At 36.1% G+C, this 24010-nt stretch carries 14 protein-coding genes; 12 read left to right on the top strand and 2 right to left on the bottom strand.

Annotation, left to right across the window (positions count from 1 at the left end; all coding sequences use genetic code 11):
- The first annotated feature begins 252 nt into the window (after nucleotides 1-252).
- From LEP1GSC059_RS08630 to LEP1GSC059_RS08585, 10 genes are all read left to right on the top strand, one after another.
- Nucleotides 253-2901, top strand: coding sequence for a valine--tRNA ligase (locus tag LEP1GSC059_RS08630; RefSeq protein WP_017213958.1), 2649 nt, complete (start codon nucleotides 253-255; stop codon nucleotides 2899-2901).
- Nucleotides 2891-4171, top strand: coding sequence for a phosphoribosylamine--glycine ligase (gene purD / locus LEP1GSC059_RS08625; protein WP_017213957.1), 1281 nt, complete (start codon nucleotides 2891-2893; stop codon nucleotides 4169-4171). Before LEP1GSC059_RS08630 ends, purD begins: the two co-directional genes overlap by 11 nt.
- A 1-nt stretch (nucleotide 4172) precedes the next feature.
- The gene (locus tag LEP1GSC059_RS08620) at nucleotides 4173-5018 is read left to right on the top strand and encodes a hypothetical protein (RefSeq protein ID WP_002155522.1); all 846 of its coding nucleotides are present in this window, start codon (nucleotides 4173-4175) and stop codon (nucleotides 5016-5018) included.
- A gap of 794 nt (nucleotides 5019-5812) precedes the next feature.
- Complete coding sequence (gene prfB, locus LEP1GSC059_RS08615; protein WP_002180242.1) at nucleotides 5813-6916, top strand: peptide chain release factor 2; 1104 nt, start codon at nucleotides 5813-5815, stop codon at nucleotides 6914-6916.
- Between the two features lie 120 nt (nucleotides 6917-7036).
- Nucleotides 7037-7810 carry an alpha/beta hydrolase gene (locus tag LEP1GSC059_RS08610; RefSeq protein ID WP_036057361.1) on the top strand — a complete coding sequence of 258 codons (774 nt, stop codon included), beginning with the start codon at nucleotides 7037-7039 and terminating at the stop codon, nucleotides 7808-7810.
- A 676-nt stretch (nucleotides 7811-8486) separates the two neighbouring features.
- Entirely contained in the window at nucleotides 8487-8870 is a 384-nt protein-coding gene (crcB, locus tag LEP1GSC059_RS08605) for a fluoride efflux transporter CrcB (RefSeq protein WP_017213955.1), read from the top strand.
- 513 nt (nucleotides 8871-9383) lie between these two features.
- A complete protein-coding gene (locus LEP1GSC059_RS08600) occupies nucleotides 9384-15176 on the top strand; it encodes an Ig-like domain-containing protein (protein WP_017213954.1) in 5793 nt (1930 codons plus the stop codon).
- Nucleotide 15177: 1 nt separating this feature from the next.
- Complete coding sequence (locus LEP1GSC059_RS08595; protein ID WP_017213953.1) at nucleotides 15178-15648, top strand: LIC_10463 family lipoprotein; 471 nt, start codon at nucleotides 15178-15180, stop codon at nucleotides 15646-15648.
- Nucleotides 15623-16003, top strand: coding sequence for a Bor/Iss family lipoprotein (locus tag LEP1GSC059_RS08590; RefSeq protein WP_122952297.1), 381 nt, complete (start codon nucleotides 15623-15625; stop codon nucleotides 16001-16003). The genes LEP1GSC059_RS08595 and LEP1GSC059_RS08590 overlap by 26 nt, the downstream gene beginning before the upstream one ends.
- An 8-nt stretch (nucleotides 16004-16011) precedes the next feature.
- A complete protein-coding gene (locus LEP1GSC059_RS08585) occupies nucleotides 16012-16353 on the top strand; it encodes an LA_3781 family PerA/PerB upregulated protein (protein WP_017213952.1) in 342 nt (113 codons plus the stop codon).
- Here the strand turns inward: LEP1GSC059_RS08585 and LEP1GSC059_RS08580 are convergent.
- Nucleotides 16335-16739 carry a VOC family protein gene (locus tag LEP1GSC059_RS08580; RefSeq protein ID WP_017213951.1) on the bottom strand — a complete coding sequence of 135 codons (405 nt, stop codon included), beginning with the start codon at nucleotides 16737-16739 and terminating at the stop codon, nucleotides 16335-16337. The genes LEP1GSC059_RS08585 and LEP1GSC059_RS08580 overlap by 19 nt on opposite strands.
- 1101 nt (nucleotides 16740-17840) lie before the next feature.
- Nucleotides 17841-19169, bottom strand: a complete 1329-nt coding sequence (gene add, locus LEP1GSC059_RS08570; protein ID WP_036057338.1) for an adenosine deaminase — start codon at nucleotides 19167-19169, stop codon at nucleotides 17841-17843.
- A gap of 1305 nt (nucleotides 19170-20474) precedes the next feature.
- On the opposite strand from add, the gene LEP1GSC059_RS08565 reads away from it, so the two are divergent.
- On the top strand, nucleotides 20475-22469 hold the full coding sequence (locus LEP1GSC059_RS08565) for a methyl-accepting chemotaxis protein (RefSeq protein WP_017213944.1): 1995 nt from the start codon (nucleotides 20475-20477) through the stop codon (nucleotides 22467-22469).
- A 494-nt stretch (nucleotides 22470-22963) separates the two neighbouring features.
- The gene (locus LEP1GSC059_RS08560) at nucleotides 22964-23815 is read left to right on the top strand and encodes an alpha/beta fold hydrolase (protein WP_017213943.1); all 852 of its coding nucleotides are present in this window, start codon (nucleotides 22964-22966) and stop codon (nucleotides 23813-23815) included.
- Nucleotides 23816-24010 lie beyond the last annotated feature (195 nt).

The following is a 24010-nucleotide window of genomic DNA, read 5'->3' as shown; positions in this document are numbered from 1 at the left end:
AACCACTACTTCTCCGATTTCAGTTCCAAAAACACCATCGTTCCATTATAAATATCTTAAGTCTCATAAACAGAATTTTTCAACCCAACTCCCTTTCTTTCTGCTTGTCTTTAGGTGCAATTTACTCACATCCTTTAATGGCCTAAACGAATCAAAGTATTCTCAAAAAAACTCGTTCTTCTTGTGTTCACTTTTCCCCGTTTGAATCCTCTTGACCCTAGGAAAAAACAATAAAACTTGTTTTTAACGGCCATGAAAAAACAAATAGGCGATCGCTACGAACCAAAAGATGTAGAAAACAAATGGATTTCTCTCTGGGAAGAGAAAAAGTCTTTTATTCCAAATCCGAATTCGAAAGAATCTTTCTCCATTGTTATTCCTCCTCCCAATGTTACCGGTTCCTTACACATTGGACACGCTCTCAATCATACAATCCAAGACATTCTTATCCGAATCGAACGTAAAAAAGGCAAGTCCGCTCTTTGGCTTCCCGGTATGGATCACGCAGGTATCGCGACCCAAATGGTAGTTGAAAGAGAACTCGCAAAAGAAGGTAAAAAAAGGACCGATTTTTCAAGAGAGGAATTTATCCATAAAGTTTGGGAATGGAAAGCTCATTCTGGAGGAATGATCACCAAACAACAAAAACTTTTAGGGGAATCCGTTGACTGGTCCAGAGAAAGATTTACCCTCGACGAAGGTCTTTCTAAAGCAGTATTCAAAGTTTTTAAATCTCTTTACGATGAAGGTTTGATCTACCGCGGGGAAAGAATTATCAATTGGTGCCCCGCTTCTCAAACAGCAATCTCGGATCTAGAAGTAGAGTTTCGCGAAACTAAAGGTAAACTCTATCATATCAAATATCCAATCCACGGTAAAAAAGATCTATTTGTTGTCGTAGCTACCACAAGACCAGAAACGATGTTAGGCGACGTAGCAGTTTGCGCTAATCCGGATGACTTACGTTATACGTCATTGAAAGACGTCGTTTTGGACCTACCCCTTACAAATAGACAAATTCCTTTGTTGTTCGATTCTTTTGTAGATAAGGAATTTGGCTCTGGTCTTGTTAAAATTACCCCCGCTCACGATTCCAACGACTTTGACGCGGGGCAAAGACTTGGTCTTAAACCTTTGCTCGTAATGAATCCAGACGGAACCATGAATGAAAACGCTGGTATTTATCAAGGTCTAGATCGTTTTGAAGCTCGTAAAAAAGTTTTGTCCGATCTTGAAGCAAAAGGTCTGATCGAAAAAATTGAAGACCACGTCCACTCAGTCGGTCACAATTCCAGAGGAGGCGCTGTAATCGAACCGTATCTTTCTACCCAGTGGTTCGTTAAGATCAAACCTCTCGCCGACTTGGCAATCCAAGCGGTTCAATCTGGCCAGGTAGAATTTGTTCCTAAAATGTGGGAAAAAACTTTTTTCGAATGGATGAATAACATTCGAGATTGGTGTATTTCTAGACAACTCTGGTGGGGTCATAGAATTCCAGCTTATCATTGCAAAAAGTGTAAACACTTTGAAGTTTCGGAAACGGTTGTATCTGTTTGTACTTCCTGTGGCTCCAATGAAGTTGAACCCGATCCAGACGTTCTGGATACTTGGTTCTCTTCCCAGCTCTGGCCTTTTTCCACTCTGGGCTGGCCAGATCAAACGGAAGACTTAAAAAAATATTATCCTACGTCGGTTCTTGTCACTGGCTTTGACATCATCTTCTTTTGGGTTTCCAGAATGATCATGATGGGTATGAAATTCATGAAAGCTCCACCATTTCATAAAGTACTCATACATGGTTTAGTACGCGATAAGGACGGTAAAAAATTCTCCAAGTCTGTTGGTAACGTTATCGATCCTCTCGTGATGATGGATAAATATGGAACGGATTCTTTCCGATTTTTTCTTGCTGCTACTCTTCCCGAAGGCAAGGACATTCTTTTCGATGAATCACGGTTAGACGGTTATCGTTCGTTCTGCAATAAAATCTGGAATTCTTCCCGTTTTATTCTTATGAATTTAGAAGAATCTTTCGTTCCTACTGGAATTACTCCGGAAATCGAAAAAGATCTTGAACCTATGGATCAATGGATTCTTTCTAGATTCAATCGTTGCCTGGAGGAATACAACAAGGCTCATTCTAAATTCCATTTTTATGAAATGGCCACCGCGATCTACGAATTCATTTGGGGTGATTTCTGCGACTGGTATATCGAACTCGTTAAACCTAGAGCATATGGTAAAGTTTCCCATCGTTCCGCAGAAGTTGCTAAACAGGTTCTTTCGGACGTACTGATTCGTGCATTAGGACTTTTGCATCCTTTTATGCCTTTTCTTACAGAAGAAGTTCATTCGGTTTTTTCGGATCAATATATTGTTACTTCTCCTTTTCCGGAAAGTTATCCGATCGCATCCGATGCGTTAGGTGTTTTAAAACTCAATCTACTACAGGAAATAGTTACTAAGATACGCGTTATGCGGTCCGAAAACGGAGTCACTCCAGATAAGAAGTGTAAGGCGATCATTAAATCTTCCGATAATCTTTCCAGTTCCGCGATTATAGAAAATGAAGTTTCACTTTTACAACTAGCTCGTTTAGAATCCATTCGTACGGATGCGTTATACGAAATCCAAAAGACAGATTCGGTTTCTCATTTTACCAAAGGAGAAATCGTTCTTCCTTTAGAAGGTCTTATAGATGTCGTTAAAGAAAAAGCTCGCTTAGAAAAAGAACTTCAAAAATCCGAATTGGAAAAAGAAAAGTTAGAAGTTAAACTTTCTAATCCCGGTTTTCTTTTTAAGGCCGCTCCGGAAGTTGTGGAAAAAGAAAAAGATAAACTGAAAACACTCGTCGATAAAGTGGAAGTTCTAAAAAAGGGGATTCAAAATCTTGCAGGTTAAGTTGAAAGTTCTTCTTATCGGTTCTGGTGGTAGAGAAAGCGCAATTGCTTTTTATCTGCGTAAGTCTTCTTTGTTAAACGAATTAAAAGTGTTTCCTGGAAACGGAGGTTTTCCGGATCATGAGATCCTTCCCTCTGATTCGTTTCAAGTTTTGGACAAGAATTCGGTTCAGTCTTTTTTAAAACAAAATCCTTTCGATTTGATCGTAATTGGTCCAGAAGATCCATTGGTGGCGGGTTTTGCAGATTGGGCCGCAGAATTAAATATTCCAGTTTTTGGTCCCGATTCTTTTTGTGCTCAAGTAGAAGGTTCCAAGGATTTTGCAAAATCTTTGATGGTTGAAGCAAAGGTCCCCACCGCAGAATACAAAACATTCTCCGAATATTCAAGTTCTTTAAATTACTTAGAATCTCAATCCGTTCCGATCGTTATCAAGGCGGACGGTTTGGCTGCAGGCAAAGGTGTTACTGTTGCTACTTCTAAAGAAATGGCAAAAACAGCACTTAAGGAAATTTTCCAAGATAAAAAATTTGGTTCCAGTGGCCATCAAGTAGTCATCGAAGAATTTATGGAGGGCCAAGAAGCGTCCATCTTTGCGGTTTCGGACGGAGATTCTTATTTTCTTTTACCTGCAGCTCAGGATCACAAAAGAGCTTTTGACGGCGATCAAGGTCCTAATACTGGAGGTATGGGCGCTTATTGCCCTGCGCCGGTAATCTCCGAAAGTATATTACAAAAAGTGAAAGAACAAATCTTTGATCCTATGTTTGATCTATTCCGTAAAAAAGGTCACCCGTATCGCGGCCTTCTTTACGCCGGTTTAATGATTTCTCCGAAAGGAGAACCCAAAGTTGTTGAGTTCAATTGTAGATTTGGAGATCCAGAAACCCAGTGTGTTCTTGCTATGTTAGACGGAGATCTATTAGAACTTCTTTATAGAGCTTCCACTGGTAAAATAAAAGGTGTTCAAGCCACCGTTAAAAAAGGCGCTGCCGTTGTCGTGGTCCTGGCGGCGCAAGGATATCCTGATTCTTATGAAAAAAATATTCCTCTCAATCTTCCCGAAACTTCCGGTCAAAACGTTCATCTTTTTCATGCTGGAACTTTAAAAAAAGATGGAAAAGTTTTTTCATCCGGGGGAAGAATTCTCGGAATAGTAGCTCAAGGTGCCGATCTAAAGAGTTCGGTAAATCAAGCTTATTCCTTCCTGGAAAAAATCCAGGCTCCCAAAACGTTTTATAGAAAAGACATCGGATATAGAGCCCTTTAACATGCCATTTTTGATTTCGGGAAACTTAGATCTCGTAGAAAGACATAGCCTCAAGAAAATGGAAAAATTTCTTGGGATCATTTTATCTCCGGTTCAGTTTCCGGTAGAACAATACAATTTATTGAGACACGCCCTTCATCGTAATTTAGATCCAGATGCGTTGATCCGAAAGATGAATCGTCAGGAACTTTTATCTTTCATCTACATTCTGACCCAATTTGGAGACGTGGTTCGCGCGGAAACTCCTGCGGAATATCTGAACGTAGAAAAAATTCCTTTGGTTCTAGAATGGCAAAAGGGTCAATATATGATTCCTTACGAAGTTTTGGATCACCTTTCCACTTCTAGAATATTCAAAAATCAGAATTATCTTTTCGCTTTAATTCCTTCTTTACCTGTAAAAGAAAAAAAAGCCTGGATCGAATGGATCGGTTCCGGTTATGGTAAAACGTTTCCCAGAGAAATTAACCATGAACTTTATTTTCAGTGTAGACATCTTCAAAAACCGTTTCAAGGTAAATCCTTACTGAGAGAAGAATCGATCCAACTAAGTCAGCTTTGGCCTTTTGGGAAGAGTGATATTGTTGATTGGTTTCATAAAGGAATTACTCCGTTTTATTCCGCAATGAAAGAACTTTCCAGAACGGAGAAAGATCCTTTTCTTCTTCACGTTTTGGATCTGATTCGTTCAGGCAAACTAATCTTAAAAAAGAATCCGGAAGAATTTAGAAAAAAAGAAGAATTCATTTTAGTAGCTACCGTGGAAGGAAACACTCCTCAACTTAGGGACACCGTTTTTTCTTGGGAACAAGAAAGAGAAAATAAAGAAGATTTTCTTTTTCAATAAGCCGGTTCGTTTTTAGTTCATTGGTATAATGCTTTTGGATTTGTTTTATCCTAAGAAAATTTTTATAATATGAATTTTATGATGACCATCAAACAACGATTTGGTTAGAAATTTAATTTTTCTTTTTGAATTTTATAAAAGTGATCTTAAATTTTCAGTGCCTTTCTCAATCCATAATACAACTGAAAAATTTGGTGTGGGAACTATTACATTTTATGTAAAAAATTGCAGAAAGACATTAACCACAATAAATTAAGTAACGTGAATTCGACGTAATAAATTTCATTTTTCTGAAAAAAGTTGAGCTTTGAACTTTAAAGATCGATTTTTTAAATGTGGGAACTACCACATTGAGAAAATTCATTTTCTTATGCCCTGTTCACGTTAAGTAGCGTTAGGGATGTGAAGCGTGCGTAGCAGTCCTTTCGTTAGAAAGGACCGGAAGCGTGAGCTGAAGCGCGTAACAAGCCCGGCCTGCACTTTTTACTTTTCTATTTTGATTTACAATTCAATTCAGTGCAGGAACGCCCAAATGGATTCTATAAATCCTTGTTATTTTCCAAGTTAAGAAGTACATCTTTTTAGCCCCGGAAATCGTTTCCACAGATTCACGAACGCAAACGATTTGAATCTTTTATTTATTATGTTCTATTCGGGAAAATGGGTAAAAAATTATTATGGAATTTGATCGAACCAATGTGGAATTGAAATCATCCACAAAGGTTATTATCGAATTTAAATCGAACTCAATTGGAATCGTTATCAAATTTTAATCAAACTTAGCGTAGATGATTATGGAAGTTAAATCGGCAAAAGAACTTAAAAGAATTTCTAAAGAATTACAAGAGAATTTTTTAAATCGTTGGAAACTGTTGAATCTGGAACAAGACAAGGACCGTCTCAAATCGCTTACCGAAAAAGCAGAAGATCCAAATCTTTGGAACAATCCAGAAGAGGCGAGACTAGTTAGTCAAAAAAAGAACGAACTTGAAAAAAAACTTATCCCTTGGTTTAATATCCAACAAGATATATTAGATTTTCCTGATTTAGTAGATCTTACCTTGGATGAAAAAGGCGAAAACGGAGTTGGAGAGCTTTCTTCCGAATACAACAGACTCCAAGAAAAGTTCGAAGAATTGGAACTTTTAGGCGCTTTAAAAAATCCGGAAGATTTAAAACCCGCCTTTTTAAACATTCATCCTGGAGCCGGTGGAACCGAAAGTCAAGACTGGGCGGAAATGCTTCTTAGAATGTACACCCGTTATTTCGAAAAAAAAGGGTATCAGTATTCTCTAATAGACATCCAAGCCGGAGACGGCGCCGGCATTAAAAATGCCACCTTACACGTGATAGGCGATTTTGCATTCGGATTTCTCAAAGGTGAAAACGGAGTTCACAGACTCGTTCGGATTTCTCCGTTCGACGCAAATAAAAGAAGGCATACTTCTTTTGTTTCGGTTCATGTCAGCCCCGAAATAGACGACGATATAGACATCAAAATCGAAGAGAAAGATATTCGTGTGGACGTCTATCGATCCTCAGGTGCGGGTGGTCAGCACGTAAACACCACCGACTCGGCTGTTCGAATCACTCACATGCCGAGTGGTATCGTAGTCGCTTGTCAGAACGAAAGGTCTCAGATTAAGAACAGAGATACTGCATTCAAAATGTTGAAAGCTAGACTTTACGAGTTAGAACAAGAAAAAGCAAAGGAAGAATTGGAAAAAAAATCCGGAGAAAAAAAAGACATCTCCTGGGGTTCTCAGATTCGTAGTTACGTCTTCCATCCCTACAATCTTGTAAAAGATCATAGAACCGATCAAGAAACCGGAAACGTTGCAGCCGTGATGGACGGTGACATAGAACCGTTCATTCTTGCCTATTTGAAAACTTTGTAAAAAAATTGGACAACTACCTGAGTTACAACCACTCGCTGAGTTTAGGAAGTCGTTGTATTGAGTTTTTATTCTCCCAGATTTTCTTATATCGAACTCAAGTTAGTTAATAATAATTTTTTAATGTATAAATTTCTTAAATACTCTTGTATCTTTTTTTTTCTATTAGAAGTTTTTGGCTGTTTTGTTTCTCGAAAATTAATCTTCTTAGCTCAAGGAAAAGATACTCTTCCTTTTTATTCTGGTACTCTACTTCAAATTCAAAACAAAGATAGAATCGTCTATGCTTATTTTACCCGAAACGGCTCCAGACTTGCCGTTGTTTTTCACGGCCAACATGGAACTTTACAGAGTATATCTTATCTTGGAGCTAAACTTTCAAAAATGGGATTTTCCGTTCTATTGGTTGAATATCCCGGATATGGAAAAGCAAAACGTTACTTTAGTTCCGAAAGTAACGTTTATTCAGACGCCGATGCTGCTATAAATTTTGTGCAGAAGAATTTTTCTTTTTCGAAACAAAACACAGTTGCAGTTGGATACTCTCTTGGTACAGGAGTTGCTGTGGAAATGGCTCGGAAAAATTTAGTTTCCAAAATGATACTTTTCGCACCTTATACATCGATTCCAGATGTGGCTTCTTATCGATACGTTCCCATACTTCCTCAGATCTTGATTTGGGATCGATTTAACTCAATATCAAAGTCAAAAGATATTACATTGCCAGTATTGATCGTTCATGGAAAAAAAGACATAGCGGTTCCTTACTATATGGGAGAAACTTTAAGTAAAAGTTTTTTCAATGCAAAACTCATAACTCTTTCTAATGCGAATCATTCTATTTTCGAATTTATAACCGAAACTCACTGGAAACTAATCCGAGATTTTGTACAATAGAGTTTTTAAAAAATTCCATAGTTCAATTGAATAAACTGCTTCAATTGACCGTTTCCATGAAACAGAAATGGATTGAGAATTAATTTTTCAAAAACTCTAATGATTGTTTTGTTATTTGACGATTTTGTAAAGGGTTCAACAATTTCTTGAAACTTGATTCTAAATCATAAAAGGATTTACAGTGCTTTCAAAACTATACAATTTTTTAATTCAAATTACTTTAAGTTTTTTGAAACTGTCATTTAAATAGATGAATATTATAAAAATAGAATATTTATTTTTTTCGGTAAATCAAATATGGCTGTCTCTGGGGAATATTAATTTGATTGATTACTTTTTCAATTTCTGTCGGAGCTGTAACTTTATTTCTAAAATTAAAATACAATTTTTACAACAGACATTCGATAAAAGATTGGACTTTTGAAATTTTAATCTGTTTTATTTTCTAATCTTTAGTTGGTATCGGTTTGAAATTAAAGATTCTGAACCTTTGAAAACACTGAGAATCTTTTGGCCGATTCTATGGAAATCTCATAACTATATAAAAACTCTCAGTATTTTACTCTACAAGAAGTTTGTGAGACAAATTTAAGATGCTCAGTTTTATTAAAATCAGTAAAACAAACTTTAAATATATAGATTCGTACACTATAATTTATTATATTAAAAATTTATTATGAATTTTTCAAAAACCCTTTTATGGATTGGCCTAGGTGGCGCACTTGGAAGCATTTTCCGTTATTTGTTACAATATTGGTTCGGAATTGTTTTAGGTTTATCTCTTCCTTGGGGAACCTTAACCGCAAACTTACTCGGTTCTTTTTTAATCGGAATCGTTTACGCATTATTTGATCGGTTTCTACTTTTAGATCCTCAATGGAAGTTTTTATTTGCCTCCGGTTTTTGTGGGGGATTTACTACATTTTCCACCTTTTCCTACGAAACCCTCCAAATGCTAAAATCCGGCCACTACATTTTATTTTTAGGATATATCTGTTTAAGTACGGTTGGTGGAATCGGACTTGCTTTCACTGGAGTTTGGGTAATAAAAAATTTTTGATAAACCACGTATAACTTCTTGAGTTATATACTTTTAAAAAATAAAAACTTCTATAACTATTTCCAAGCATCGTTATGCTATATCTAAAACCATTTCTTAAATAATCCTTAACTTCAATATTTGATACTTAAGACCATAAAATTAAGACTACTAAATTCAAATACTAGACGCTTAAGTATTCATTTTCTATTATATAGTTTGTTTTTCTAAATTTTAGAATATTTTTCTTTACAAACTTTTCATCTCTAATAAGTCTCAAGGATATTCCAAATAAAAACCTCTATAAAATTGATCTTTAATTTTTGCCATGGTCGCAAAACAACGATTTTACGAAAAAATCTGATTAGGCGATTGTCCTTTTTAAATTTTGTAGAGGTAAATACAGCAAATACATAAATGAAAACCTCAAATAAGGAAATATAACAAATACGTAAATAGAAACTTCAAATAAATAGATAAACACTGCAAATACACAAATGAAAACTTCAAAAAAAACAATTAGAGCGAGTGTTTATGAAGAAAATATTTTGTATTTCAATTCTTCTTTCGATGTTTTTTCAAAGTTGTATGTCGTGGCCACTTCTAACCAGTCTCGCTGGTTTAGCTGTTGGTAAAAAAGGCGGGGATTCATCCCTATTCCACCTTCTATTAGGTAACTCTGATCCAGTTATTACAAAGATCGAACTCAGTTATCAAAATTCTTCAATTGCAAAAGGTACGAGTACGGCTCTTGAAGTTACTGCGATCTTTGATAACGGAACAAACAAGGATATTACGGATTCGACATCTATCATTTACGATCATGATTCCGTTGTAACGGTCCAAGGCAACAAGGTCAGAGGACTTGCCTTGGGTTCTTCCATACTCAAAGCAGAATACAACGGTCTACATTCTGAACAAAAAATCACAGTTACACCAGCTACTTTAAACTCAATCCAAGTGACAAGTTTAGATTCAGGTATTCTACCAAAAGGTACTAATCGTCAATTTGCGGCCGTCGGTATCTTTTCAGATGGTTCGCATCAGGATATTTCTGACGATCCATTAACCGTTTGGTCTTCAAGCAATCCTGCTTTGATCCAAGTAGACAATTCAGGTTTGGCTTCAGGTAGTAATTTAGGTACTGCTCATATTCGTGCATCCTTTCAATCCAAACAAGGATCAGAAGAGATCACCGTAGGTGACGCGGTTCTATCTCAGATTCAAATAGCTTCAAACAATCCAAATATTCCTTTAGGAAAAAAAGATCAACTGACAGCTACAGGTATATATTCGGATAATTCAAACAGGGACATTTCATCTTCCGTTATCTGGAATTCTTCTGATTCCACAACCGCTTCGGTTAAAGACAATGGAATATTAGAAACATTTGATACTGGTATTATTACAGTTTCTGCCTCTATCGGTAATATAGCCGGTTCAATAAACATTAACGTTACACCAGCTGCTTTAGTTTCTATCTCAGTTTCTCCGGTAAATGCTTCCGTAGCAAAAGGACTTAAGGAAAGTTTTAAAGCCACTGGTATTTTTACTGATGATTCAAACTCAGATATTACCGACCAGGTTACTTGGAAATCTTCTAATGTTGACATTCTTTCCATTTCTAATGCAAGTGCCAGTCACGGAGTAGCCTCCACCCTAAATCAAGGTTCGGTTCAAGTTACTGCTTCCGTTGGTGGAATCGAAGGTGTCACCGATTTTACAGTTACACAGGCGGCTTTGACTTCGATCGAAGTATCTCCCACTCTTCCTTCGATTGCAAAAGGACTAACTCAAAAGTTTACGGCTATCGGTATTTTTACGGATAACTCTAAGAAGGATATTACGGATCAAGTCACTTGGAAGTCCTCTTCTGGAATTGCAAGTGTGTCTAATGTATCTGGTAACAAAGGTTTAAGCCAAACTCATGCAGTTGGAAAGTCTACCATTACGGCAAACTTAGATAAAATTTCCAGCAAAACCGAACTTACCGTTACTCCGGCTGTTCTCACTTCAATTCAAATCAGTCCTGTAAATCCTTCTCTTGCAAAAGGTCTAACGGAAAAATTTTCCGCTACCGGTATCTATTCTGACAATTCTAAAGCAGACATCACTTCCTCCGTTACGTGGTTCTCATCTGACAATTCAATCGCAGCGATTTCAAACGCACAAAAAAGTCAAGGAAACGCTTACGGAGCGGTCAGAGGAATAACGGATATTAAAGCGACATTGGGAAATGTAACAAGCCCGGTTTCAAAATTATCCGTTACCGCTGAGAAACTTGTTGAAATCCAAATCACTCCTAATGCTGCTTCAAAAGCAAAGGGACTTACGGAAAGATTTAAGGCGACCGGTATTTTTACGGATAACTCCACAAGGGATATTACAAATCAAGTCACATGGAAGTCTTCTAATACAGACATTCTTACCGTTTCTAATACAAACGCCAAACGCGGATTAGGTTCCACTTTAAACCAAGGAACTGTTAAAGTTATCGCTTCTATGGGTGGAATTGAAGGTGTAACCGATTTTACAGTTACAAAGGCGACTTTGACTTCAATCGAAGTGACTTCGAATGATTCATCCTTTACAAAAGGTTATAGTTATCAATTCAAAGCGACTGGAATCTATACAGACCATTCAAAGACAGACGTTACTGAACAGGTAGTCTGGTCTTCTTCAAATTCAAAAATCGCATTGGCAGATAATACTTTCGGATCCTCTGGTTTGATTAGCACAATCGATTCTGGAAGCACAAATATCACTGCAACATTATCGGATACCGCATCCGGTTCTTTTGTTTTGAATGTCAATCCAGCGCTTCTTATTTCTATCGAGATAACGCCGAACATCAACTCTATCCCTCACGGTCTTACAAAACAATTTAAAGCGACTGGTATATTTTCAGACAAATCTACTCAGAATTTGACTCAACTTGTAACTTGGATTTCTTCTGATCCCTCTAAAATTGAAATCGAAAACATATCTAGTAAAAAAGGTATAGCAACAGCTTCTACATTAGGAAGTTCAAATATTACAGCTGTCTTTAAATCCGTCCAAAGCTCCCCAGTTCCAATCACAGTCACTGGCTTGGAACTAAAAAGTATAACCATCAGCCCTTCTTCAAGTTCAATAGCAAAAGGATTGACCCAGCAATTTAAAGCGATAGGAACTTTTATAGACGGCTCTGAACAAGAGATTACGAATCTTGTGACCTGGCATTCTTCCAAATCCGACATTACTCCTATAAATAACGCTGCCAATGAAAAAGGTTTAGCAACCGCACTTTCAATAGGTTCTTCCGACATCTCCGCGATTTACAATTCTATAAATAGTAATAAGATAAACTTTAATGTAAATGCCGCCACATTAGAATCTATTAAAATTAATCCAGTCAATAATAACATCGCAAAAGGACTTACCCAACAATATACTGCGCTTGGTGTTTATTCGGACTCCACCATTCAGGACATCAGCGCTTCAGTTACATGGTCTAGCTCCAATTCTTCTTCGATTAGCATCTCCAATTCAACCGGAACCAAGGGAAAAGCGACCGCTTTACAGATTGGAAACAGTAAAATCACTGCGACTTACAATTCCATTTCGGAAAACATCGATTTAACCGTCAGCGCAGCAAACCTTTCTTCGATTTCAATATCTCCTAATTATACAAATATAAACGCGACCGTATCAAAACAATTCTTTGCAGTGGGAACGTATTCGGATAGGACCAAAGCGGATTTAACTTCTTCGGTTACATGGTCTAGTTCGAATCAATCTCAAGCAAAGGTGAGTAATGCATATGAAACGAAAGGATTGGTTACAGGGATTGCTTCTGGAAATACAATAATCACCGCGACCTACGGTTCAATATCAGGACACACAACTCTTTCAGTAAATAAAACAGACACGATAGCTCCAAAAATTCAATCCGTAGTTTCTTTATCACCTACCACAATTCGAGTAGTATATTCAAAATCCGTAAATAATCAAGAAGCTTTAAATTTATCTAATTACAAAATAATTGACAGTTCTAATTTTATCGGGCATTGTTTAGATAACACGGATTTCAATTCTAATTCTCAAACCGCAGATTTTTCTCTAAAAAGTATCAGTGGAAGTAAAAATACTTTTACGATCACTCTTTCCCATTCACAAAATTTAAATAAGAATTATACACTCGTAGCAAATAAACAAAGAATTCATGATCTTTCCTTAATTCCAAATCAGTTAAGCTGTCCGAATAACGCCGATTTTATGGGAAAAGAACAACTTAAACTTACAAGTGCAGTTTGTAATTCCTTAAACCGCGTAATCATTTCCTTTTCTAAACCGTTATATGCAGGAAAAGAAACAATTAAGTCCGTGGAGTGTTCTAATCAGTCAGAATGTGAATCCAGATATAAATTTACAGGTGTTTCTGCTTTAGGAAATATTACGAACGCAAAAATTTTGGACGGAATCGTATGTGGTGGAGCTCCTGCAGATTCTTCTAAAGTGTGTCTAACGCATACGCTTCTTCAGTCAGGTGGTCAATACACTGTAATTGCTGCAAACCATTCCAATGGCGACGGTTTTGACGATAGTCCTTGGGGAGCAATCCGCGATTCATTAGATCAGGAGAACTTACAATCTTCTCCGAAAGATAGAAGCAACTTTATAGGTTGTGGAAATTCTCCCGTAAATTTTGTAGACGGTCCGGTTGTGTCAAATCCCTTCGGAGACGGTTCCGATTTCGGAGCTCTTATAGATTACAACAATCAAATCTATCTAGGGCCAAATGTAAAAGGAAACCAAGCAACCCGATTTAATTATGACGGAACTTCTCCGGAATCCGTTTTCTTTTCTTTCACCAAAGATACAATGGGAGATAAATCGCGTAACAACGCTTTGTCGAGAGACGGAGGAATCCCAGTTCCTAATTATGTTACGATCGGTCATAAAGGTTGTACGTTCAACACGGCTGACATAACCACAGGATGTGGTCCTGATAATGAAGACGGAAGAGGAGTATTTGCAACAGGAACGTTAGGCGGAATTTCACATATGTTCATGGCAGGATCCAAATCTTCAGTAGGAGGTGTTCCAAATTTAGATTACCTTTACTATTCTTCCAATACGGACTCAGGTCTTGATTTTAAATATATAGATATGGGAGCGGTCACTGGAAATCTCACCGCTGGAACTAGCGCTATGAATGTATTTGCAGATAGAATTTATATCGGCTTTGCCAAAAGAAACAATCATTCGAACGCACCCGACTTTAATAAAATCACGTTTCATTCTTCTGATACAAACCGATGTCAAATAGGAAGTAACTGCGAAACAAACAAAATACAAAGTGGAAGTCGTTTTAGAATCGATAGAATGCCTTATTTCGGAGGTGGAAGCGTAGACTTAGTCACTGTAGAACGAACTAAAAAGGTTTTACGCAGATTAGGAAGTCTTGATTTAGCTCCTGGGAATAGACCTTTTATCGAGAAAAAAGTTAAAAACAAAAAATTAAATAATCTAAGTAATTCCTCAATCAATTGGGCCTACTTTGTGGGAATCGATTCTATGTTTGTGTTTAACGGTAAACTTTATGCAGCAAACGGAGGTTTTCCAAATTCTCTACATAATGGAAGTATAATACATTCTAAAAACGACAATCCATCTCCTTGTGAAGGAATCGATCGTTGTTCTAGCTGGGCAGACTCAGCGCCTAGATCAAATCCAAAATGGTATAACTCACCAACTAACAACTGGTATTCTTTAGAGCTCATAAAAGATCACGATCTAATTCCGGCAGATAAAGCATTTTCTCAGTTCTCTGAATTTAACGGAAAACTATACGTTACAAGAACAATTTGTGTAACTCCAGAAGATCATTCTGGACTTAGAAAAAACTTACAGAAGGTCTCAGGTTGTACAGACGGAGATTACACCAATCGCAGACCACAACTTTGGAAATGTGATCCAACTCTGACAGGAGACAAAACAAGTTGTGAAGCAGACGACTGGTCTTTGGTTGGAGACAATGGAACTGGATTTACAAATTTCGGAAATGTTTCCAATCACAGCATGACGATGGTAGTAGCAAGTGGATCCTATCTTTACGTAGGTTTTGATAACGAAAACGGAATTCAAATTTGGAGAACAAATTTACAAAATCCAGATCATAGCTCTAATTCTTGGGAACAAGTGGGAAGAAATGGATTAGGAGATATTACCAATCGTCAAATTTATTCTGCAATTACAGTATCAAACTTAGGAGTAAATTACGTCTATGTTAGCACAGGACAAAGTAATCAACCCGTCAAAGTTTACAGACAGCAGAATTTATAATATGCAAAATTCGTTAAGAATCATTGTGGTAATTCTGTTTACTTGGTTTATTTATTGTAAAGTAAACGAAAATTCTGAAAGACTCGTATTTAACCAAAATGAACAAAACGGAATCGTTCGTCTTCAGTCTTTCGTTTACGGAACGTTAACTCCGGAAAAAAATATTCAAAATTATGAATTTACTATCAACCAATCCGAAAACGTTTTAGGAATCGTTCAAGTCGATTCCACAAACCCGGATTTAAAGGTTAAACTAATTAAAAAAGGATTTCTTTTTGATTCAAAGAAAGAATGTACAAATACAAACTTAGGAAACACATACTCTTGTAAAATCGAAAATCAATTATTGGAAAAAGGCAGATATACTGCAGTCGTTTATAAAAACACGAATATGAAAAAATTAAATTTTAATCTTTTTGTAGGAATATTCGGGAAGGGTTATATAAATGTCAAAGCAACATCCAATCATTAGGATCTCAATAGCATGTTTGATTTTAAGTTTATTTATCACTTGTCAAAACGTACAAGTAAGTTTTACACAAAAACCACCTCAATCGTGTATGCCGCCTATATTGAGAAGACAGTGTAAAAACGATCTGGAAGAAAGAGCCAGGCTCAACGCACAACCGCCTCAAGTTCATGTTATTTCTCAATCATTTTATTTTTGGGGAATGATTCCGAAAAAACACTACGTCAATGTAAACGAATATTGCCCAAACAAGATCAAAGAAATACGTCAATATTCCACGTTTTTAGATTTTCTCTATGAACAATTGACTCTCGGAATTTATACTCCGAGAACCTTAAATCTAACCTGTTATAACTGAGTAAAACCATGAAATTTTTTAAAATAGTATTTTTTACTTTAATAACTTTAACAACGATTCATTGTTACAATACTACATTACAAATCCATGATTCACAGTATTTTACTACTGCCGAGTCCGAACCTGAACAAACCTACAAACAAGGAGGTTATCTATTAGGTTTGATAAATTCATTTGATACTCCGGAAATTCAATGTTCCGAAGGAAAACCGGAAATTCTAATTTTAAGAAACTTCTGGGATAACGTCATTCACTGGACGATCGGCGGAATATATACTCAAAGAACCGTACAAATATTCTGCAAAAAAGAAACGGTAAATGAAAATACCAATCAAGAGGGTCCCGGATAAAAACCGGGATTCCAAGCGACCTCCCAATAAAATCCTTCCGGATCTTGGAAGTAACCGGAGTATCCTCCCCAAAAAACATCCTGAGGTCGCTTAACAATTTTGGCGCCGACTTTCTCCGCTTTTGCGATTACTTGGTCCACTTCTTCTTTGGATCGTCCATTGTAAGCGATGGTAAATCCTCTAAAACCGTCACCTTCCGCAGAAACACCCACATCTGCGGCAAGTTCTTCCCAAGGATATAAAGCGAGCCAAGTTCCGTTTAATGTAAAGAAGGCGACGTTTCCTTCAAATTTCATTTTAGGAAACCCAAGACCTTGTTCGTAAAAATGAACCGCTTTTTCTAGATCCCTAACCCCGAGAGTAATCAAATTCATTCTTGGTTGCATGGGACTTAGATTCCAAAAATCGAAAGGATCGAAAAGTAAAATTCAAATCAGAGCTTATCCCAAACCTCAAAATGTGGGAACTACTACGAAAATTTAACGACAAGAGAACTGCTCGAAATTTGCCAAATGCGACTTAATTTGTAGGAACCTATTGTATTTTATTAAAAATTTCTAATGAATTATCGCATAAAATTCTTTGAGGTTTGAGACAGTTCTTGATTTGAAAAAGGATTCAGCAAATTTTGAGATATGGCTAAGGCTGTGTTTCGATAAAGAATAAGCGTAAAACTAACGTGAGTTCGATGTACGATATTCTTTTATAAAACCTGATTTTTCCGCAAAAAATAAAATGTGGGAACTCCCCTTAAAAAGTTCAATGATAAAGGACTGTTCAAAACCCTATAAGAGACTTAATCTGTGGAAACTCCTTTTAGCAAATCACGATTTTATAAACCAATTTTGAAATTGTAGGAACTCATATTTTTAGAAAATTCTTTCTCAACCGAACTCACGTAAAAATGAGATTTAAATTTTGATGATGGCCATAAAACAACGGTTTTGTGCAAAATTTGGTTGGAAGATGATTCTTTTTGTAGTAGTTCCCACATTTTATTTTTACGAAAAAATTGACCTAAGATAAAAACTGATTTCTCCATGAACTCACGTTAAGAAAAGATTTATTAGCCGATTCAATATGAATTTCTTGTTCGTCGACAGACCATTCTATAACGTCTTCCATAGAAAGTTTTAAAAATTCCCGAATTTCTTTGGAATCGTTATTTGATATTTCGAAGTGCTTTTGAATCTTAACTTCATACTCTTACATTAGAGTTGTTAAAAAATCCCATAATTCAGTTTAACAAAACTGTTTTAATCTACTGTTTTAATGAAATAGAAACTGATAGAGATTCATTTTTCAAAAACTCTATTCTATAAAGAAGTAAGAAGGACCAATATAAAAAAATTTTACAGAGTATCACAAAAACCCAAACTCAATCAACGTCTTTCTATAAATCAAACGATGTTTAGGAAACGAAGTGTTAAATTTTCACAAGTGATCCATAAAAAATTAGAGCGCTCAAGTTACTTTCAAAACAATTTTTATCGTTTTAGACCGTATCTTGCTTTTACGAGATGAATGTTTTTTTCCATTTCGGCCCAGAGAGATTCTTTATTTGGATGAAAGGAAGCAAAAACACCCTGACGGATCAAATCCACGATCTCATCTAAAGAGAAATCCAAGAATCTCCAAAGTTTATAATATTCGTATGTAAGATTTACATTGAATATTTCAGGATCGTCGGTGTTGATACTAAGAGGAAGGCCCTGATCGTAGTAATAACGAACCGGATGGTTTTGTTCTTTTCTAACGTATTTTCCAGTAAATACGTTAGACGTCACACAGATCTCGATCGGAATATGATTTTCCCTAAGATACTTTACCAACTCAGGATCTTGTATCGCGGAAGTTCCATGCCCAATCCTTTCCGCTTTGAGAAGCTCCACCGCCTCCCAAATTGCCCAAGGGCCGTCGTCTTCTCCAGAATGTGCCACAACTCTAAGCCCTGCTTCCCTCGCTTTTTGGAAAACCCCTTGATAATCCCTGGCAGGTCCCATCAGTTCTGCACCTCCAAGACCGATCCCGATCACTTCCGGATGTCTTAGTTTTAGAACACGATCCAAATTTTTCATCGCATTTTCTGGTCCAAAGGATCTAGACACATCAACTAACAAGCGTATGGTGATACCGTCACTTTCCTTTTCCTCCCGAATTCGATTGACTAAGAAGTCGATCATTTCTTCGAAATCGAGACCATTCTGAATAAACTTAGAAGGAGCGAAAAAAACTTCCGTATAAATGATGTTATTCCCTCTCATGTATTCCGCGAGACTTTCTACAAAAAATGAGAAATCGGAAGGTTCCTTAACAAGAGATTGAATAAAAAAGAATACCTGAATGAAACCGTTCAAATCCTTAAAATTGAATTTAGCCTCGAACTCTTCGTCCGTTACGTTAATCCCATTTTTAACCATCAACCTTTTCATCGTGTCCTTATTGACACATGCCTCAAGGTGGAGATGGATTTCCGTTTTAGGAAGTTCTCGTAGGAAATTAATTACGTCTTGATCGTCCGGTTTTTCTTTAGAAAGATCTCCGGACGGAAAAAGGCCTTTGAGCGGCACCGGAGTTTCCAAAGAAATCCCAGTTGTAGGAACTCCCAATATCCAAGCTGGCGGATCTAGGACCTCAAGTTCCATGAGGCCCACTCTTTCGTTTAAGAGTTCGTTGATTTGTTTATCAAAAGAAATTTGTAAAGAAGAAGAATAAGGCCGGTCCGCAGGAAGCCTAGACTTCAAGCGGTTCAGCTCGGTCACGTCTCGATCAATGATCCGAATTCTATCTAAAATCTCTTTAAAAGTTAAAGCCACTAAGGCAATATATATTTTCCAGGAAAAGATTTCAATTCTGATTCAAGGATCAAGTCTGGATGACCTAAGAATCAAAACGACTCCAAAGTCAGCTGGGATCAATTTCAATCTTTCTTGAAAATCCGGTATTTCGTTCAGAAACGTTCTGTCTCATCAAAATTCAGTAAAAAAAATCAGGACGAATCCAGCTGCCACGGGCAGATCGGACCGCGCTTTCAGCTCCAGTCAATCAATTGTATGCAGAAAACGTTATACAACTATCGTCTTTGGTTTCAATTTATTAGAGTTGTTGAAAAATTACATGTGACGATTAATAAAACTGCTTCAATGGACCGTTTCCATGAAACAGAAACTAAGTGGCGATTCATTTTTCAACAACTCTATTTTTATTATAAAACGCGATCTGTCGAGCGATGCATTGAGTTCAGGGAGGAAACGCTGAGTTTGAAAGAGCGTTCTGCTTTAGTTTCTCCTACTCTTCAATCGCTTTCACATCGGATTCATAGAACTTATCTGAAACGGAATTTTGTGATAAACATTTAAATACTCAATTTGAGAAAGATAGATGAACCTCTAATCTGTATTTGGTCCGTGCATTCTACATTGATAACACATGGAACATTTGATTTGTATTCTATTGTATAGGTTTATACTCTAGATTTAGTTGTCGTTATCATAACGAACAACTATGGTTCTTTCATTTCTCAAAAAATTTTGGATTTATAATTTAACAACAAGAAAACGATTCAAAAACCCAAAATACGATTTAAAGAGAATTAAAATTACAGAAATCAATTTGATTTTTAGTTCGGTTTGTCAAAAACTCATTAAATGAATATAATATATTTTTATAATACTCTTAAATAGCCTAAAGCTTATTTGAGTCTTTTAAAATTATACATCTACCATTAGGAAAACGGAATTATCTGTTCTCCTTAATAAAAGAAAAAACGAAAGAATACATTGAATTCTAAAACTTAACTTTTTCAACAACTCTAATATCAAAACGATTCTTATTATAATAATTAAATAGGTTGAAAGAGTAAAAACCCTGGACGGTTTTACAGCAAATGGTTATTTAATTTTGAAAGGCCTATAAACAAAAAACGATATGTGAAACTGTCACAAAAATAATCGTTAAAAAACCTAAACTTCTTTCAAAAAAAATTTAAAAGTTTCTCTAAGTGAGTATTACTTCAATTTACTTAAAATTAAAACCAAAAGAATCAAACAAACCAACACCGTTCTGTGTTTTCAAAACAAACCCTAGTGAAAGTCTGGTAACAGAACCATCTGGAGTTTGTAATGCGTCACAGGAATCTTAAATTCATCTTATTAATTTCTGGAATTTCAATTTTATTCGCTTTGACCTGTATTATTTCGGCAGTCGCCTTCTTTGTAGGAAAGAAAAAAATAACAGAGAACTATCTCAGCCAAATGAAAAGTATCATTACAGTAGTCGGCTTAGATTTTGATTCTTTTCTAACAAATCACGTAAACGTAGCATGGACGATTGCAAATGATCCGCGAACTTTAGAGTCATTAAAATCTGGCTCTCCCATAGCCGGAAATTTTTATCAAGATCTTATGCAGAGATACGGGGTTTACGAAAATATTTTCGTTTGTTCTCTAGATAAAGATGCAACGGTCATTGTAGATGGAGTAGGAGGTAAAAGCATAGGGATCAAAATTTCCGAAGTAAAAATGGAACAAAGCGTTTTTACTGCAAAAGAAGGAAAAGCTTATTTAGCAAAAGCAAGAAAATCTCCGATCAATGGTTTACCAGTCGCATTAATTTCAGTTCCGATTTTAGAAGGAAATCATCCAATCGGACTCGTAGGGGTTGCACTTTCTTTCGATTCCATTTCTGAAAAAATCATCAAAGAAATTAAAATCGGAGAACAAGGATATGTTTTTGCGATGGAACAAGAAGGTGTTGTTATCGCTCACCCAGAAAAGAATCAAGTTCTAAATCTAGACATCTCAAAAGAAAATTACGGTAAAACGATCTTAGAATTAAAAACCGGAAATATGACCGAATTTTTTTCTCAAGGAGACGAACACTACGTAATTCCTTATAAATTAGATACATGGAAAACCTCGATCGTAGCGGTTCAACCCAAATCAGAAATCAGAGAATCATTATTTGGACTTTTGGTTTTAATCGTTTTGGCTGGTGCTGCAACTGCATCCGTTTCTTCTTATCTACTTTACGTTCTTTTAAAAAAACGTTTAAGTCCATTGGAAAACGCAAGTAAACTTTTTAAAACTATGTCGGAAGGAGATCTTAGATCCAATATCAAGGTTGTATACGAGGACGAAATCGGTTCGATGAGCCAGGATTTAAATTCGTTTATATTCAGTATTCGTAATTCTTTAAAAGAAATTCAAAATGTTTCCACCGAATTGGCCTCGTTTTCAGAAAAATTAACAACCTCTTCCAATTCCTTTGCAGCCGGAGCACAAGCAACCGCCGCATCTACGGAAGAAATGTCTGCTACCGTAGAAGAACTTTCATCCGGGATGGACAATATTTCGGCAGGAACAAATCGTCAGTATAACAATATAATAGAATTTCATAATAATATAAAAAACCTTTCTTCCAGCGTCAGTGAAATCGGATCAGAAATCAAGCAGGCGCTTCAATTAACTCAAGGAATTTCTTTACAAGCGGTAAAAGGGGAAGAGTCTCTCGGCCAGATGAAGACCATGGTTCAAAACATAATTAAATCTTCGGGAGAAATGTCTGCGATTATCGGAATCATTAACGATATTTCAGATCAAACCTCTCTTCTGGCATTAAACGCTGCAATCGAAGCTGCAAGAGCCGGAGAAGCAGGAAAAGGATTTGCGGTTGTAGCGGAAGAAATTTCTAAATTATCAGAAAGAACCAACTTTTCTATCAAATCGATCAGCGAAATGATTTTAAGAAACAATCACGAATTGGATTCAGGAGCAAACGGCATCCAATCTTCCTCCGAAGTGATTCATGAAATCATCAAAAATACGGATACGGTTTCCAAAGCAATGAAAAGGTTGTACGAAATTACGAACGCTCAAGAAGAAATTAATCAACAAGTAGCAGAAAACGCCGATAAGGTAGGAGCCGATGCGGAATTCGTAAAACAGGCTATGGACGAACAAAAACAAGCCTTTCACGAGATTACACAAGCAATCGTTCAGATTAATGATCATACATTAGGTACCGCCTCCGGAGCGGACGAAATTTCTTCTTCCGCAAAAAACCTTGAAATTTCAGCGGAAGATTTGAGACGAATTACCGATCGGTTTACTTTATAAATTATTTCTTAGGAATTTAAAATGTAATTTTATTCAATGTCTGTTCCCAAATATAGAAGAACCTTGTTTTTTTATGAGTCTCAAAAAATAAAGTTTTAAATTGTGGAACAGATTTTAAAAACTTAACAAATAAATATAATAGATTTTTATAATACTTTGAAATAACTTTTACTAATTTTTAATCATTTAAAGTACTTTTCATTTTCAATAAAATCGTTTTTTAGATCCGAAAACTCAATCATAAAGTACGGTTTAAAAAACGCAACGGTTCCGTTTTATTTAAAACTTGCCAAATAATTGTAACAGATTTCTTTAATGTTTTTAGGAAACTTCTCTAAAATAGATTTTTAATTTTTCTGAAGACCGCAAAACAACGGTTTTATGAAGAACACGATGATTCTTTTGAAATTTTATAGAACTTTCATTTACAGCAAATCGCAAAATCTAATGTACTTTATCAGAAAAATCTATCTGAGTAGTAAAACGGAGATCATATGAACTTAGAAACGTGGAAACAATCTGGAAATTATACTACTTATCAAAACTGGAAAATTTTCTTTAAAGAAGAAGGTAAAGGTGAAAATATACTTTTGATCCACGGATTTCCGACCGCGTCTTTTGATTGGGAAAAAATCTGGCGACCACTTTCCAAGAATAGGAGAGTTATCGCTCTGGACTTACTAGGGTTCGGATTTTCATCCAAACCTAAGATTGATTATTCTATTTTTTTACAAGCGGATATAATCGAAAAATTGTTAAGCGACAAAGGAATCTTAGAAACCAAAATTCTCGCACATAACTTAGGGGATACTGTGACACAGGAATTACTCTCACGTTTTATAGATAGAAAAAATTCAGGAACAAAAGGACTTAAAATCCAAGCGATCACTTTACTCAATGGAGGAATTTTTCCGGAATCTCATAGACCCAAGTTTATACAAAAACTATTACACAGTCCTTTGGGATGGATTCTTTCCGAATTTATGAACCGTAAGTCTTTTCAAAAAAATTTTTCCTCTGTTTTCGGAACAAATACAAAACCGAGTCTTGAAGAACTAGATCAATTTTGGGAGTTAGTTTCTTTCGATGGCGGAGAAAAAATTGCTTATAAGTTGATTCGATACATGCAGGAGAGAAAAATAAACAGGTCGCGTTGGGTAAATGCTTTACTCAATTCTCCGATCCCAATTCGAATGATCAATGGTATAGAAGACCCGATCAGTGGTAAGAATATCGTAAAACGATATAGAGAACTTGTTCCTTCGGCAGACATAGTAGAACTTTTAGGAATTGGTCACTATCCTCAAGTGGAGTCTCCGGATCTAGTATTAAAATCCATTCTATAAAAATTGGATCGTCTTTATCTCTTCAAAAAAACAAGTTATGGTTAAGTCATTTTGTTTTTAGAATACTACCATTAAATAGAAAATTACTTAATTCAGACGTTTACTCAGTTATCAACTCAATATTTTTGATAAAGAATCTGCAAAAGTGATAAACTGAGTTTCAATAAAATATAGAAACCCATACATTTTATTGAA

It is taken from the genome of Leptospira noguchii serovar Panama str. CZ214 (assembly GCF_000306255.2).
Taxonomy (GTDB): domain Bacteria; phylum Spirochaetota; class Leptospiria; order Leptospirales; family Leptospiraceae; genus Leptospira; species Leptospira noguchii.
The sequence above is the reverse complement of the archived record's forward strand: the minus strand, read 5'-3'. Positions and strand labels throughout refer to the sequence as shown.

Excerpts from the sequence above, each read along its gene's own strand:
- LEP1GSC059_RS08630 (WP_017213958.1), top strand. The coding sequence starts at position 253 with ATGAAAAAACAAATAGGCGATCGCTACGAACCAAAAGATGTAGAAAAC.
- LEP1GSC059_RS08620 (WP_002155522.1), top strand. The coding sequence starts at position 4,173 with ATGCCATTTTTGATTTCGGGAAACTTAGATCTCGTAGAAAGACATAGC.
- prfB (WP_002180242.1), top strand. The coding sequence starts at position 5,813 with ATGGAAGTTAAATCGGCAAAAGAACTTAAAAGAATTTCTAAAGAATTA.
- LEP1GSC059_RS08610 (WP_036057361.1), top strand. The coding sequence starts at position 7,037 with ATGTATAAATTTCTTAAATACTCTTGTATCTTTTTTTTTCTATTAGAA.
- crcB (WP_017213955.1), top strand. The coding sequence starts at position 8,487 with ATGAATTTTTCAAAAACCCTTTTATGGATTGGCCTAGGTGGCGCACTT.
- LEP1GSC059_RS08600 (WP_017213954.1), top strand. The coding sequence starts at position 9,384 with ATGAAGAAAATATTTTGTATTTCAATTCTTCTTTCGATGTTTTTTCAA.
- LEP1GSC059_RS08595 (WP_017213953.1), top strand. The coding sequence starts at position 15,178 with ATGCAAAATTCGTTAAGAATCATTGTGGTAATTCTGTTTACTTGGTTT.
- LEP1GSC059_RS08590 (WP_122952297.1), top strand. The coding sequence starts at position 15,623 with ATGTCAAAGCAACATCCAATCATTAGGATCTCAATAGCATGTTTGATT.
- LEP1GSC059_RS08585 (WP_017213952.1), top strand. The coding sequence starts at position 16,012 with ATGAAATTTTTTAAAATAGTATTTTTTACTTTAATAACTTTAACAACG.
- LEP1GSC059_RS08580 (WP_017213951.1), bottom strand. The coding sequence starts at position 16,739 with ATGCAACCAAGAATGAATTTGATTACTCTCGGGGTTAGGGATCTAGAA.
- LEP1GSC059_RS08565 (WP_017213944.1), top strand. The coding sequence starts at position 20,475 with ATGCGTCACAGGAATCTTAAATTCATCTTATTAATTTCTGGAATTTCA.
- LEP1GSC059_RS08560 (WP_017213943.1), top strand. The coding sequence starts at position 22,964 with ATGAACTTAGAAACGTGGAAACAATCTGGAAATTATACTACTTATCAA.